This is a genomic window from Pseudomonas sp. LG1E9, assembly GCF_003290225.1.
In the GTDB taxonomy this organism is placed as follows: Bacteria; Pseudomonadota; Gammaproteobacteria; order Pseudomonadales; family Pseudomonadaceae; genus Aquipseudomonas; species Aquipseudomonas cyclaminis.
In genome coordinates, this window is sequence record NZ_CP029983.1 from 4,396,709 (window position 1) to 4,409,390 (window position 12,682).

At 62.6% G+C, this 12,682-nt stretch carries 12 protein-coding genes; 6 read left to right on the plus strand and 6 right to left on the minus strand.

Translation table 11 applies throughout. The features are described from left to right. The first annotated feature begins 2 nt into the window (after positions 1 to 2). Positions 3 to 809: a gamma-carboxygeranoyl-CoA hydratase gene (locus DNK50_RS19970; RefSeq protein WP_099586679.1), complete on the plus strand. Its 807-nt coding sequence runs from the start codon at positions 3 to 5 to the stop codon at positions 807 to 809. Next, positions 806 to 2,731 carry an acetyl/propionyl/methylcrotonyl-CoA carboxylase subunit alpha gene (locus DNK50_RS19975; RefSeq protein ID WP_112195992.1) on the plus strand — a complete coding sequence of 642 codons (1,926 nt, stop codon included), beginning with the start codon at positions 806 to 808 and terminating at the stop codon, positions 2,729 to 2,731. The genes DNK50_RS19970 and DNK50_RS19975 overlap by 4 nt, the downstream gene beginning before the upstream one ends. Here DNK50_RS19975 and DNK50_RS19980 read toward each other — a convergent pair. Then, positions 2,728 to 3,363: a LexA family transcriptional regulator gene (locus tag DNK50_RS19980; protein ID WP_112195993.1), complete on the minus strand. Its 636-nt coding sequence runs from the start codon at positions 3,361 to 3,363 to the stop codon at positions 2,728 to 2,730. The genes DNK50_RS19975 and DNK50_RS19980 overlap by 4 nt on opposite strands. 131 nt (positions 3,364 to 3,494) lie before the next feature. Here DNK50_RS19980 and DNK50_RS19985 point away from each other — a divergent pair, with 131 nt between their 5' ends. Together DNK50_RS19985 and DNK50_RS19995 are read left to right on the plus strand one after the other, a co-directional pair. Next, on the plus strand, positions 3,495 to 3,845 hold the full coding sequence (locus DNK50_RS19985; protein WP_112195994.1) for a DUF6124 family protein: 351 nt from the start codon (positions 3,495 to 3,497) through the stop codon (positions 3,843 to 3,845). A 466-nt stretch (positions 3,846 to 4,311) separates the two neighbouring features. Beyond that, a complete protein-coding gene (locus tag DNK50_RS19995) occupies positions 4,312 to 5,463 on the plus strand; it encodes a M14-type cytosolic carboxypeptidase (RefSeq protein WP_112195995.1) in 1,152 nt (383 codons plus the stop codon). A 19-nt stretch (positions 5,464 to 5,482) separates the two neighbouring features. Here the strand turns inward: DNK50_RS19995 and DNK50_RS20000 are convergent, their stop codons facing one another. Further along, positions 5,483 to 6,022 carry a cytochrome b gene (locus DNK50_RS20000; protein ID WP_099586673.1) on the minus strand — a complete coding sequence of 180 codons (540 nt, stop codon included), beginning with the start codon at positions 6,020 to 6,022 and terminating at the stop codon, positions 5,483 to 5,485. Beyond that, positions 6,019 to 7,101, minus strand: a complete 1,083-nt coding sequence (locus tag DNK50_RS20005) for a catalase family peroxidase (protein ID WP_112195996.1) — start codon at positions 7,099 to 7,101, stop codon at positions 6,019 to 6,021. Before DNK50_RS20005 ends, DNK50_RS20000 begins: the two co-directional genes overlap by 4 nt. A 170-nt stretch (positions 7,102 to 7,271) precedes the next feature. Between DNK50_RS20005 and DNK50_RS20010 the strand changes: the two genes are divergently transcribed. Together DNK50_RS20010 and DNK50_RS20015 are read left to right on the plus strand one after the other, a co-directional pair. Next, complete coding sequence (locus tag DNK50_RS20010) at positions 7,272 to 7,778, plus strand: sigma-70 family RNA polymerase sigma factor (protein WP_099586668.1); 507 nt, start codon at positions 7,272 to 7,274, stop codon at positions 7,776 to 7,778. Beyond that, a complete protein-coding gene (locus DNK50_RS20015) occupies positions 7,775 to 8,512 on the plus strand; it encodes an anti-sigma factor (RefSeq protein WP_099586667.1) in 738 nt (245 codons plus the stop codon). The genes DNK50_RS20010 and DNK50_RS20015 overlap by 4 nt, the downstream gene beginning before the upstream one ends. On the opposite strand, the gene DNK50_RS20020 is transcribed toward DNK50_RS20015, so the two are convergent. The 3 genes from DNK50_RS20020 to DNK50_RS20030 form a co-directional block, all read right to left on the minus strand. Next, entirely contained in the window at positions 8,509 to 9,429 is a 921-nt protein-coding gene (locus tag DNK50_RS20020) for a spore coat U domain-containing protein (RefSeq protein WP_112196971.1), read from the minus strand. The genes DNK50_RS20015 and DNK50_RS20020 overlap by 4 nt on opposite strands. 47 nt (positions 9,430 to 9,476) lie before the next feature. Further along, positions 9,477 to 11,822, minus strand: coding sequence for a fimbria/pilus outer membrane usher protein (locus DNK50_RS20025; protein WP_112195997.1), 2,346 nt, complete (start codon positions 11,820 to 11,822; stop codon positions 9,477 to 9,479). A gap of 71 nt (positions 11,823 to 11,893) precedes the next feature. Next, positions 11,894 to 12,682 carry a molecular chaperone gene (locus DNK50_RS20030; RefSeq protein WP_112195998.1) on the minus strand — a complete coding sequence of 263 codons (789 nt, stop codon included), beginning with the start codon at positions 12,680 to 12,682 and terminating at the stop codon, positions 11,894 to 11,896.

Consider the following 12,682-nt stretch of genomic DNA (forward strand, 5'->3'; position numbering starts at 1 on the left):
CCATGAGCGATTTCAATACCCTCGAACTGATCACCGACAGCCGTGGTTTTGCCACGCTCTGGCTCAGTCGTGAAGCCAAGAACAATGCGTTCAACGCCGAAATGATCCGCGAACTGATCATTGCCCTCGACCACGTGCAAAGCGACCCAGCCCTGCGCTTTCTGGTGCTGCGCGGACGCGGCAAGCACTTCAGCGCCGGTGCGGATCTGGCCTGGATGCAGCAGTCGGCCGAGCTGGATTACCACACCAACCTGGACGACGCCCGCGAACTCGCCGAGCTGATGTACAACCTGGCCAAGCTGAAAATCCCGACCCTGGCGGTGGTGCAAGGCGCGGCCTACGGGGGTGCGCTGGGCTTGATCAGTTGCTGCGACATGGCGATAGGCGCCGACGATGCGCAGTTCTGCCTGTCGGAAGTGCGCATTGGCCTGGCACCGGCGGTGATCAGCCCGTTTGTAGTGCAGGCCATTGGCGAACGTGCGGCGCGGCGCTATGCCCTGACGGCCGAGCGCTTTGCTGGCCAACGTGCGCGGGAGATCGGTCTGCTGGCGGAAAGCTACCCTGCCGGTGAGCTGGATACCCAGGTGGAGCAGTGGATCGCCAACCTGTTGCAAAACAGCCCGGCGGCGATGCGCGCCAGCAAAGACCTGCTGCGTGAAGTGGGCAACGGCGCCCTCACCCCGGCGCTGCGCCGCTACTGCGAAAATGCCATCGCACGGATTCGCGTCAGCGCCGAGGGCCAGGAAGGGTTGAGGGCGTTCCTGCAAAAAAGATCACCGAGCTGGCAATCCCAGGAGCCGCGCCCATGAGCACTCTGACGACGCTGCTGGTGGCCAACCGGGGCGAAATCGCCTGCCGGGTGATGCGCACCGCCAAAGCCATGGGCCTGACCACGGTGGCCGTGCACAGCGCCATCGACCGCGATGCACGGCACAGTCGCGAGGCGGATATCCGCGTCGACCTGGGCGGCAGCAAGGCCACGGAAAGTTACCTGCAAACCGACAAGATCATCGCCGCCGCCCTCGCCAGCGGCGCCCAGGCGATTCATCCGGGTTATGGCTTTTTGTCGGAAAACGCCGGTTTCGCCCGAGCGATCGAAGCCGCCGGCCTGATCTTCCTCGGCCCGCCCGCCTCGGCCATCGACGCCATGGGTAGCAAATCCGCCGCCAAGGCACTGATGGAAACCGCGGGTGTGCCATTGGTGCCGGGTTATCACGGCGAAGCCCAGGACCTGGAGACCTTCCGCGCCGCCTGTGAACGTATTGGCTACCCGGTGCTGCTCAAAGCCACGGCGGGCGGTGGTGGCAAGGGCATGAAGGTGGTTGAGCACGTTGACCAACTCGCCGAAGCCCTGGCGTCGGCCCAGCGTGAAGCGCTGTCGTCGTTTGGCAACGGCCAGATGCTGGTGGAGAAATACCTGCTCAAGCCGCGCCATGTGGAGATCCAGGTTTTTGCCGATCAGCAAGGGCATTGCCTGTACCTCAATGAGCGAGATTGCTCGATCCAGCGTCGGCACCAAAAAGTCGTCGAGGAAGCGCCAGCACCGGGGCTGAGCGCTGAACAGCGCAGGGCCATGGGCGAAGCTGCCGTGCGTGCGGCACAGGCCATTGGCTACGTGGGCGCCGGTACCGTGGAGTTTTTGCTGGATGCGCGCGGCGAGTTCTTCTTTATGGAGATGAACACGCGGCTGCAGGTGGAACACCCGGTAACCGAGGCCATTACCGGCCTCGACCTGGTGGCCTGGCAGATTCGTGTGGCTCAGGGCGAGGCGCTGCCGATCACTCAGGAACAGGTGCCGCTGATCGGCCATGCAATTGAAGTGCGCTTGTATGCCGAAGACCCGGCCAATGATTTTCTGCCTGCCACCGGGCACCTGGCGCTCTACCGCGAATCTGCGTCAGGCCCGGGACGCCGGGTGGACAGCGGCGTCGAGCAAGGGGACCGTGTGTCGCCATTCTATGACCCGATGCTCGGCAAGCTGATTGCCTGGGGCGAGGACCGTGAGCAGGCACGTCTGCGCTTGCTGAGCATGCTTGATGAATTTGCCGTGGGTGGGCTGAAGACTAACCTGGCTTTCCTGCGGCGCATCATTGGCCATCCGGCATTTGCCGCAGCCGAGCTGGATACCGGCTTTATTCCGCGTTATCAGGATCAATTACTGCCGGTGCCTGGTGAGTTGAGCGACGAATTCTGGCAGGCGGCGGGTGCGGCCTTCATTCAGAGCTTGCCGGCGGGTGAAGGGCCTTGGGCTGACAGCCGTGGATTTCGTGCAGGCCTGCCCGCCGAAATTTCGCTGCATTTGCGCTGCAACGAGCAGGATCGCCGGGTGACATTGGGTGAAGAGGCTCCGCAACTGCGTGGGGAACACCTGCTGATCGAACATCAAGGCGTGCGTCGCTCGCACCTGGCAGTACGCCGCGAGGGCAGCGTGTTCTTGCGTTGGGATGGCGAGATGCATGGCGTGAGCCTGTTCGACCCGATTGCCGCTGTGGAGGCGAACCCGTCTCACCAGGGCGGCCTCACGGCGCCGATGAACGGCAGCATCGTGCGGGTGCTGGTAGACGTTGGCCAGGCGGTTGAGGCCGGCACACAACTGGTGGTGCTCGAAGCGATGAAAATGGAACACAGCATCCGCGCGCCCCAGGCGGGAGTGGTCAAGGCGCTGTTCTGCCTGGAAGGCGAAATGGTTGCCGAAGGTTGCGTGCTGGTGGAGCTCGACGCCGCCGATTAGAACTTCGCCGTGGCCTGTACGACCACACCCAGGATGTGGCAATCGTCGGTGAACAGCCGTTTCGGATAGGTCGGGTTGAGCGGCACCAGATAGAGTTCGCCGCTTTCTTCCATCAACTGGCGAAAAGTTGCCTGTGGGCTGTCGGCCCATTGGGCAACCACCAGTTTGCCGGGTTCGGCAGCGATGGCTGGGTCCACCAGGATCAGCATGCCGGCGGCGATGCTCAGGCCACTGAGCGCGGTCATGGCGTCCCCCGTCACAGGGAGCCAGAAGGCGTTGCCGTGGGCGTGGTAGTCCGTCAATTCGAAGCGCACGGCGCCATAAGCGGGGCGCTCTTCGCGGACTTCGCACAGGCCCCTCCACTCGCCGACCGGGTAACGAAAATACGGGTTGTACTGTTTAGCCGGGATCAGCGCGTCGTCGGTTTTTTCACGCACCTCCTGCACCACTTCCAAGTCGCCCAGCCCCAGTTCTTCCAGGACCCGGTTCATATCCGCCAGGCTCGGCACCCGGCGCTTGCTGAGCCAATGGCCCACACCGCCCTGGGACATGCCCAAGCGTTCAGCCAGCTCACTCTGTGTGACCTTGCGGTCTTTCATGTTGGCCTTGACCAACGCGATCCAGTTATCCATGGCGCCAGACAATACGGCAGGTATTTTCCAGGGCAATAAACAGTTTGTAGTAATCCATAAAACGACATGAATACGATAAGTACTATCATCAGGCATAAGGTTTTCGCCCCCCACACAGAGTATCGCCCCTTATGACGACGAGCCCGTATCTACTGCCCGAAACACCTGAAAATGATGACGTGTACAACCTGCGCAGCAGCGGTGCAGCCCAGCGTGCGCTGGACTTTTACTTGAAAGAAAATATGTCGGCACCAGCCCCGCAAGAGCGTTTTTTCGACATCAAGCCAGGCATCAGCCACGAAGAAGCCCTGGTGCACGCCTCAGACCTGTTGCGCAGCGCTGCTGCCACCGCCTATGAATCGGCGAGCAACCACCAGGGCAATCAGCGCGAACTGGCGTTTTCAGTGGTGTATTTGATTGATATGGCGAAGGCGATGGTGGAGCGATCGTTGCAAAGGCCAGAAGCCCGGGCGAACGGATAACAGGCGCGTAAGAAAAATATTTCTATCCCATGGATAAAAACATTTGACTTGCAAATGATAATGATTATTATTGGACCCAGCTGATCGCGAGATCAGTCGATAGACCAAGGGACCTTAGGTCGGACTCTTGGAATATCTCCTCATCAGGCTAATCACGGTTTTTGACCCGGCTCTTTGGCCGGGTCTTTTTTTTGCCAGTTTCCCTGGCATGGCTTCAGGCTAATGAAGACTGTGTGTTGCTTGATGGCGCGCATGGTAGCAAAAGACCATCGCCGAAAGAAAGTCAGTCGGGCGCTCTGGTTCACATCTCTGCGAAATAGCGCTTGAGAATCAATCTCATAGATTCTAACCTGCGGCTGCGTCATGGACGACGCCCCCCTCCTCCCTGCAACAATTTTGCATCCAGGCTTTACCGGACTCCTGTGTAATATAGCTGCCACAACACTCATATTCAGGCAGCCAGACTATGACCGTGGCCTTGACCTCCATCAAGATCAGCACCGACTTCGACAGTGGCAATATCCAGGTGCTCGACGCCAGCGATGCCTATCAGTTACTGCTGGCAATCAAACCCGACACGCAGAGCCATCATTTCCAATGGTTCCACTTCAAGGCCGAAGGCATGCACGTGGGCCACACCCACACGTTTCGCCTGAGCAACGCGGGAGGCTCCTCGTATAGTCATGCCTGGAGCGGTTACAACGCTGTAGCGTCCTATGACCACACCAACTGGTTCCGAGTCCCCACGCGCTTTGACGGCGAGATCCTGCACATCAGCCTCGAAACCCGCGAGAAACACGCCTGGATTGCCTACTTCGAACCCTACAGCCGCGCACGCCATGATTGGCTGATCGATCAGGCGCTGAAATACGCAGGCACTCAACTGCTGGCCACCGGTAAAAGCGTCGAAGGCCGCGATATTCAGCTGTTGCGGCGCGGCAAAGGTGGCGAAGACCGTCGCAACGTCTGGATCATCGCCCAGCAGCACCCCGGCGAACACATGGCCGAATGGTTTATGGAAGGCATCATCGAGCGCCTGCAACAGGACGGCGATGCCGAGATGAAAAAACTCCTGGCCGCTGCCGACCTGTACCTGGTGCCGAACATGAACCCCGACGGCGCCTTCCACGGGCACTTGCGCACCAACGCCATGGGCCAGGACCTCAACCGTGCCTGGCAAAGCGCCAGCCAAGACAGAAGCCCGGAAGTGTTGTTTGTGCAGCACCAGATGGAACACTACGGTGTCGACCTGTTCCTCGATATCCACGGCGACGAAGAAATCCCCTACGTGTTCACCGCCGCCTGCGAAGGCAACCCCGGCTATACGTCGCGCATCGAAGCGCTGGAAAAGCACTTCCGCGAGCACTTGAGTGGACTGACCCGCGACTTCCAGACCGCCCACGGCTACACCCGAGACTTGCCGGGCGAAGCCAATATGACCCTGGCCTGTAATGCCGTCGGCGAGAAGTACGACTGCCTGTCCCTGACCCTGGAAATGCCCTTCAAGGACAACGACGACAGCCCCAACCCGAAAACCGGTTGGTCGGGTGAGCGCTCCAAGCAACTGGGCAAGGATGTGCTGAGTACGGTGGCCGATATGGTCACGGCCCTGCGCTGACCATCCTGCCCAACCGGCATCAGTCCTTGGTGCCGGTCATGCTCTGCAACACGCCGTCCCGTCGAATCAGCCCGTGGAACAACGCCGCCGCCAGGTGGACCAGCACCGTCAAAAACAGCAGGTAGGCCAGGAACCCATGAGCCTTGCGCAGCAGCGCAAACAACGGCGCATTGGCCCCGACCAGCGCCGGCAGTTGCACCGAACTGCTGAGCATCACCGGGTCGCCCGCCGCCGAGATCATCGCCCAGCCGAGCAGCGGCAACACCAGCATCAATGCGTACAACACCAGATGCGATGCCTTGGCCGCCAGCACTTGCCACAGCGGCAAGTCAGACGGCAATGGCGGCTGACGGGTGGAAAAGCGCACCGCCAGACGCACGATCACCAACGCCAGGATCGCAATCCCCAGCGGCTTGTGCAGGTGGATCAACCACTCATGCCGCTCTGACACCGACGCCGCCAGGCCTGCGCCGATAAACAACATGGCGATGACCAGCAGGGCCATCAACCAGTGCAGCAGGCGTGCCAAGGGCGCAAAAAACCGAGGCTGGGCATTCATGGTTTCGACTCCTGAGGGGCACTGTGCAACGGGCTGACTTCACCGGCACGGCGCAGGTATGAACTGGCATACGCCGCCGAACGGGCGGCCAGCAGTGGGTCATTGGAGGCTTCGATGCCACTGGGCAGAATCAACGGGTCGAAGTTGATGTCGCGGCAGTCACCGTCGGCCTGTGGTTGGCTGCTTTGCAGCACCAGGGTGCCGGCGTTCAACACCTTGTGCTCGCCGGTCCAGGTCTTGCTCGCGTCGTCGAGCGGGTCGCCGGGGTTGGCCAGGGTCATGTTCAACTGCCAACGCAACGGCCCTGACGCCAGGCGCTGCACCAGGTCTTTCTCAAGAAAGTCAGCAGCGGCCGGCGCTGCATCCCCCGCCGCGTCCTGGCTCTGCGGCACTACGCCCCAGCGCACGGCCTGGCGCGTGCCATCAGCGCTCACCAGGTAAAACGCGTTGATGCCGTTGTAGGTTTCGGTGGCATAGCTGGCCGATGGTTTCGCGGTCTTGACCCACGCCAAAAACGCCGCCGTTTCGGGATGAGAGGCAAAAAATGCCGGCATGTTCGCCGGGTTCGGCTTGCCGGTGGCCGGGTCAGGCGCGCCGGCCTTGAGCATCTGGTAGAACGCCTCGGGCGTGCCCACCGGGAACACCGGCATGCTGTTCATGCCGGTGCGCCATTGCTGGCCATTGGCCTGGCTGAATTGCACAGCGAAGCTGCGGATCGGCACACTGCTGTCCGGCGCATAAGGATTGCCACTCGGCAAGGCAAACCGCCCGACCAGCGGCGTCTTGGCCTCGCTGAACACTTGGGCACTGGAGTACGCACGCGCCTCGGGAGTGCTCTCGAAGTAACCGGCCACGCATACGCCCTTGGCATGGTTACGGCGAAAACCAGGGTGTACGCCGTTATTGGTTTCCAAGGCATTGACCAAGGTTTTCGGCCGCAGCCGCTGTGGGTCGAGCGTGCCGTTGACGTAGGCAAAGGCCCCGGCAACGACCGCGACCACGGCACCAATGCCGGCGAGGCGCGCAATCAGGCTCGCCGTACTCAGCGCGGGACGAGGCGGTGATGAGTGATCTACCATGAACAGACTCCAGGGCCAGAGGCCTTAGGGGGTTGAAACATAAGGTCGGAGCATTGAGACGAATGCCAACCGGCTCTATTCCCAGGCCGTGGATTTATTTTTCGCCGCCTGGAATAACCCTTACCGCCGGACGTCTCTCTAGTCCCAGCGTAGTGACCAGCCAGATACCCATGCATGAACTCGACGAACCGTTACGTGAACTCATCCCCAGGCTGCGGCGCTTTGCCGTGTCCCTGACCCGTAACGCCAGCAGCGCCGACGACCTGGTGCAGGCCACCCTGGAGCGGGCAATCAACCGTTGGGCCGACAAGCGCATCGAGGGCGACCTGCGCGCGTGGCTGTTCTCGATCCTCTACCGGCAGTTCCTCGACGCCCACCGCCGCACCCGCCGCTATGCACGCATGCTGGAATTTTTTACCGGCCGCGACGATGCACAGCCATCGGTGGAGCGTACGGTGATCGCCCAGTCGACCCTGCAAGCCTTCGATCAGCTCAACACCGAACAGCGCGCCCTGCTGTTATGGGTGTCGGTAGAAGGCTTGAGCTACAAGGAAGTCGCCGACATCCTCGACGTGCCCATGGGCACCGTGATGTCGCGCTTGTCCCGCGCACGCCAAGCCTTGCGCCAACTCAGCGATGGCGAAATTGCCAGCCCTTCCCTGCGGATACTCAAATGATCAGCCTGCCCCCCAGCGAACGCGACCTGCATGCCTACGTCGATCACCAACTCCTGGAGAGCGATCGCCGTGTACTCGACACCTATCTGGCCGCTCACCCCGAGGTCGCGGCCCAGGTACAGGCCTGGCAGCACGACGCGCAATTGCTGCGCGCGTCACTCAGCGGCGCCTTGCAACAGCCGGCCAACCCGGCGCTGGACCCGGCGCTGATCCGCCAGCGCATCAAACAGCAATCGCGCCGTCACTTCGCCACGGCGGCGGTGTTGCTGATTGCCGTGAGCCTTGGCGGCCTCGGCGGCTGGCACGCCCGCGAAGCCACGCAAACGTCGATGTTGCCGATGGCCGACGCGATGCAAGCGTTCCGTCTGTTTGCCCAGGAAGGCATCATGCCCGCCGACTACAACGGCCAGGACAGTGGCACCATGCAGGCCTGGCTCGACCGCTACTTCAACCAGGCCCATCGCCTGCCGGACTTGAGCCAGTCAGGTTTCAAGCCGGTCAGCGGCCGGTTGCTCACCACCGAGCAAGGCGCCGCCGCCATGGTGCTGTACGAAGACCCGCACGGTCGGCGCATCAGTTTCTACATTCGCCCACCGGGCCCGAACAACGGTTTCCTGCCCCGTGGCCAGCGCTCGGCGGATGGGTTGCAGGCGCAATACTGGTCTGGCGGCGGCTACAACTATGCGGTGGTCAGCCCCACGGATCAGCCGCCGCCGTCCATGCAGCCGTTCTAGAAACCGACGTCCAGCACCACGTTGTCGAGGTAGGTGCCGGCGGGGGGCGTGGTCTGGTCGGTGTAGATCTTTGCGTTGTAGTTGAATACCTGGCTGCCAGTGCCCAAGCCATTACCGGGGTTGACCTCGGCCGTGGAGCTGGCCCGCCGCGCCGCGCCGACACTGCCCCAGCGGGTGGTGCCGGCGCTTTTGAAAATGTCGTAGGCCAGGTAGTTGCTGCCCGAGTTCATGCGCCGTCGCCCGCCCACACTCAGCGGGTTCTGGCCATCGCTCAGGCCCACGGTGTAGGCGCTGCCTTTGGTGCAGGCGATATTGATAGTCTGCCCCGTTACGGCCGTGAACCCACTGACCACCGGGGCGCTGCCAAAGCTGATATTGGGCGCGGTGATCTGGCAGTCGTTGGTGACGGTCATGCTGACTGTCAGGGTCGCGACGGCATTGCCGATATCACGCCCCAGGCAGATCCCGCCAAGGCCGATGCCCGAGCAATAGTTCCAGTTCCAGGCAATGTTCAACGTCTCGGTATACAGGCCCGCCGCCACGTTGCTGCCGGTGATGCTGCTCAGGTACAGCGGCACGGTTTTCGCCCCGGGCCCCGCGATCAACCCCAACACCTGGGCAATCCCCCCGGCGCCACCAAAATCGAACTGCGTGCCCCGGGTGATCGGATAGCTGCTGCTGTTGTTGCCGTAGATTGTGTAGCCGATCACGTCACCGGTCGGCCCGACCATGCCGCTCTGGGTCGAGGTGATGGTGGCGTAGAAGTGGTCCGACGGCACCAGCAGCGAAATCAGCGCCGATGTGCAGCGCAACCCGGCGTTGGTGGTCGAACTGGTTTGCGCGGCCGTGCGCACGGTCATCGAACTGATCGAGCCGAAACTGGCCGGCGCGCTGGTGACCACCGAGCACGCCGCCATCGCCGGGCCTGACAACAGCAGCCCGAGCAGCAGGCATGCCTTGCCCCTCACTGGCACACCAACGGCCCGACCAGCGGCACGCCTTGTTGTTGCTCGTCCACATCGAAGGTCGCCTGGCAGGTACGTCCTAGCCCCAGCGTCACCTGCAAGGTGTTATGGGCCGACAGGTTTTCCAGGTACACCAAACCATCCCAGCCCACCACCGCCTGCTGGCCGCTTTGCTCATGCACCACCAGGCTGCCCAGGGGCAATTCCTGGTGCTGGCTGTCCACTAGCGTGACGCTCGCCGCCAGCACGCGGCGCAGCGGGAATTCCAGCAGATAACCCGCGCCACGGCGCACCGAGACCCGTTGTTCCACGTTGGGGCTCTGCACATTGAGCGGCAGGTTCAGTGGGTCGATTTCATACTTGCCCCGGTAATACGCACTGCTCCAGGGCACCAGCAAATGCCCTTTGCGGTCGGTCTCGCCCACCAGTTGGTTCTCGTAACGCACCGGAATCCCGGCAAAGCCCTGCGTACTCACCACCACAAACGCATCATTGATGCGGTTGGCGGCAAAGGTGTCGCCGCCCATCCACACCAACGAACCGCTGGCATCCGCCCACCGAGTCTCGGCATCGCTGCTGCCATACACGCCGGCCTGCAGTTGCACCGACTGCAAGCGCCAGGTCAAGTCAGCCTGTCGATAGCTGGGTGCGTCGCCCTGGGCATAGCCCAGGTTATAGCCGAACCCACCTTGGCTGGGCACGGCGCTGCTGTAGTTGACCCGCTGGCGGCCAGTGCCGTCCTTACCACGCTCGGTGCTCAGCGCGAGGCTGCCGTTGAGGTCGAACGGGATGACCAGTTGCGCCTGCATGGCCCAGTTGCTGTCGCCGATCTCGCGGTTGGCCGACAGGTAGAAGCTGGTGTTGCGCCACAACGGTTTGCTCCAGCTCAGGTTGAGCAGCCGCGTGCGCGAGTCGTCTGCGGCCTGCACGTCGAAATAGCCCAGGCCCAGGCTGCCGAAACGCTCAAGATTAAGGCTCAAGGTCACCTGTTCACTGCGCTTGCTCAAACTCGCGTAGGGCGTGTCGACCAGCGTCAGGTCGGCGTAGTCGGCGCGCCGTTCGACCCGTTGATAGGACAGGCTGTAATGGCTGCTGTTGTACTGATAACCCAGGCTCAGTTGCTGGCCGTTGCGGCCTTCGAACTGGCTCTGGCTGAGGGCCGTGTTGAGCACGCCGAAGTGGCCCAGTCGCACGTTGCCACCCAGCCCGCCGAGGGTCAGGTCACTGGACGCTTCGGCGTGGCTTTCCAGGGTCAGGTTGTCGGAATAGCCGTAACGCAACGTCGCGCTGGTCACTCCTGGCCCATAGGAAAAATCCCGCACGGTGTAGTCGCGGCGCAACGTCCCGGCCGCCACCGAAAAATCCGTCAAGCCTTGTTGCAGCAACGTGCTGGTGACGTAGAACGGCACCGTGGTCGACACCTGGCGACCCAAGGCATCGGTGGTCACCACCACCGCTTCACCCGCGCCGTTGATAAATGGGACGTTGGTCAGGGTGTAAGGGCCAGGTTGCAGCAGCGCGCTTTCGGATTTGTAGCCGTTGATGAACAAATCCACCGACGACGGCACCGCCGCCTCACCGGCAAATTGCGGCAATGGATAAGTGACTAGGTCGGGGCGCACCGCAAAGTCGCGCGAAAACTGCACCCCGCCCAAACGCACCGAGCTGCTCCAGGGCAGCGAACCGCTGATTACATCGCCCGCTTCATAGGTGAGCATCCGTTCATCATCAGAGAAGCGCCAGGTGGTGTCGTAACGCCGGTAGCCATTGTTGAGGGTACTGTCGTTGATACCGTCGGCCAGGGTCTGGCGGACCTGCCCGGTGTTGGACAACGTGCCCCAGTTGTCGAACAGCCGCACTTCGTTCCAGGCCGCGAGGTAGCTGCCGCCTTCATCGGTGTCGTTGAAATACAGATCGTAGTTGAGCAAGGCGCCAAAGCTGCTCATGGCCTGGGTGCGCGGATAGGTGTTGCGGTTACCGATGAACTGCTCCTGCAGCCACGACGGCGGCACGTCGATCAGCAGGCGCTGGCCGTTGCTGTCGTAATCGCTGTGCAGACCGGGGATTGCGTCCAGCGCCACGCTGCCGCTGAGTTCACCGGGCAGCTTCATGCCCACGTCCTGCAGCGCGCCCGCCGGCACATATAGCTGCCCGGCGCGCTGGTCGACGGCAACGACGCGGCCGGTGTCCATCTGGTTGACCACCAACTCCAGAAACAGCTGTGCATCGGCGACAGCCTCCATACTGCTCGGCGGCGGCGGCAGGTCGCCCGCCACTGCCGCGCCCCACAGCCTGCTGACCACCACCGACAGCCATAGATGACGAGCCCGACCACGACTCACCATGGCGTTGTGTCCTTCAATGGACATCTCCATCCGCTTAACACCCGGAGCTTCCCAGCCCCGCTACACCACCCTCAACGCTTCGGCGCAAGGGTCTCCAACTGCGCTGCACCGTTGACGCGAACCTGCAACGGCTGATCAGCCGACACCGCATCCGGAACCGGCCAGCGCATGGTCGCGCCGGGCAGCACATACCCCAATAACCCCTCCACCAGCGGCCGGGGCTGCCCGCTCTGTTTGAACGACGCATCGGTCAGCCGCGCATGCACGGCGCCCTGGTTTCGCACCTCGATGTAGTTGCGCCCCGCCACCGTGACCTTGTGCCAACTCAGGTCCGGCTTGCCCGCGCCTGCCGGATCGCGCTGACGCGTGGCGTCCTCTTTGCTCCACAGCCCCGCGCCGTAGGCGAACAACGGCACCGAGTAGCGCATCTGGAAGCGAATGGCGGCGGCCGTGTTCTTGCCTTCCGGCGGCGTGGGCACCTGCAACGGCGAGGGGATTTCATCAATGATGATGCGATAGGCCAGCTCCTGGCCCGGCGGCACTTCACGCGTGCGGGTCAGGCGCACCAGTTGCTTCTGCCCCGGCTCGATCCTGGCCACCGGCGGGCTGCCGATCACATCGCGCTGGTTCTGGTACTGCTCGTCGAAGCCGCTCTGGCTCCAGGCAAATACGCGAATCTGCAGGCTCGCGGTTTCCGTGCCGCGGTTCTCCAGCCACAGCGCGCTGGCCTGTTGATCCGCTTCCAGCACCGGGTCGATGGGCCAGATCAGCACCGAGCTGGCGGCCTGCGCCAACCCCGCCGTGCACAACGCCCCCAGGGCCATGCCCACGGCCCACAGCCGCCGGGAAGGTGAACGCAT

Excerpts from the sequence above, each read along its gene's own strand:
- DNK50_RS19975 (WP_112195992.1), top strand. The coding sequence starts at position 806 with ATGAGCACTCTGACGACGCTGCTGGTGGCCAACCGGGGCGAAATCGCC.
- DNK50_RS20015 (WP_099586667.1), top strand. The coding sequence starts at position 7,775 with ATGATCAGCCTGCCCCCCAGCGAACGCGACCTGCATGCCTACGTCGAT.
- DNK50_RS20005 (WP_112195996.1), bottom strand. The coding sequence starts at position 7,101 with ATGGTAGATCACTCATCACCGCCTCGTCCCGCGCTGAGTACGGCGAGC.
- DNK50_RS19985 (WP_112195994.1), top strand. The coding sequence starts at position 3,495 with ATGACGACGAGCCCGTATCTACTGCCCGAAACACCTGAAAATGATGAC.
- DNK50_RS20025 (WP_112195997.1), bottom strand. The coding sequence starts at position 11,822 with ATGGTGAGTCGTGGTCGGGCTCGTCATCTATGGCTGTCGGTGGTGGTC.
- DNK50_RS19980 (WP_112195993.1), bottom strand. The coding sequence starts at position 3,363 with ATGGATAACTGGATCGCGTTGGTCAAGGCCAACATGAAAGACCGCAAG.
- DNK50_RS20020 (WP_112196971.1), bottom strand. The coding sequence starts at position 9,429 with ATGGCGGCGTGCTCGGTGGTCACCAGCGCGCCGGCCAGTTTCGGCTCG.
- DNK50_RS20010 (WP_099586668.1), top strand. The coding sequence starts at position 7,272 with ATGCATGAACTCGACGAACCGTTACGTGAACTCATCCCCAGGCTGCGG.
- DNK50_RS20000 (WP_099586673.1), bottom strand. The coding sequence starts at position 6,022 with ATGAATGCCCAGCCTCGGTTTTTTGCGCCCTTGGCACGCCTGCTGCAC.
- DNK50_RS20030 (WP_112195998.1), bottom strand. The coding sequence starts at position 12,682 with ATGCGTTCACCTTCCCGGCGGCTGTGGGCCGTGGGCATGGCCCTGGGG.
- DNK50_RS19970 (WP_099586679.1), top strand. The coding sequence starts at position 3 with ATGAGCGATTTCAATACCCTCGAACTGATCACCGACAGCCGTGGTTTT.
- DNK50_RS19995 (WP_112195995.1), top strand. The coding sequence starts at position 4,312 with ATGACCGTGGCCTTGACCTCCATCAAGATCAGCACCGACTTCGACAGT.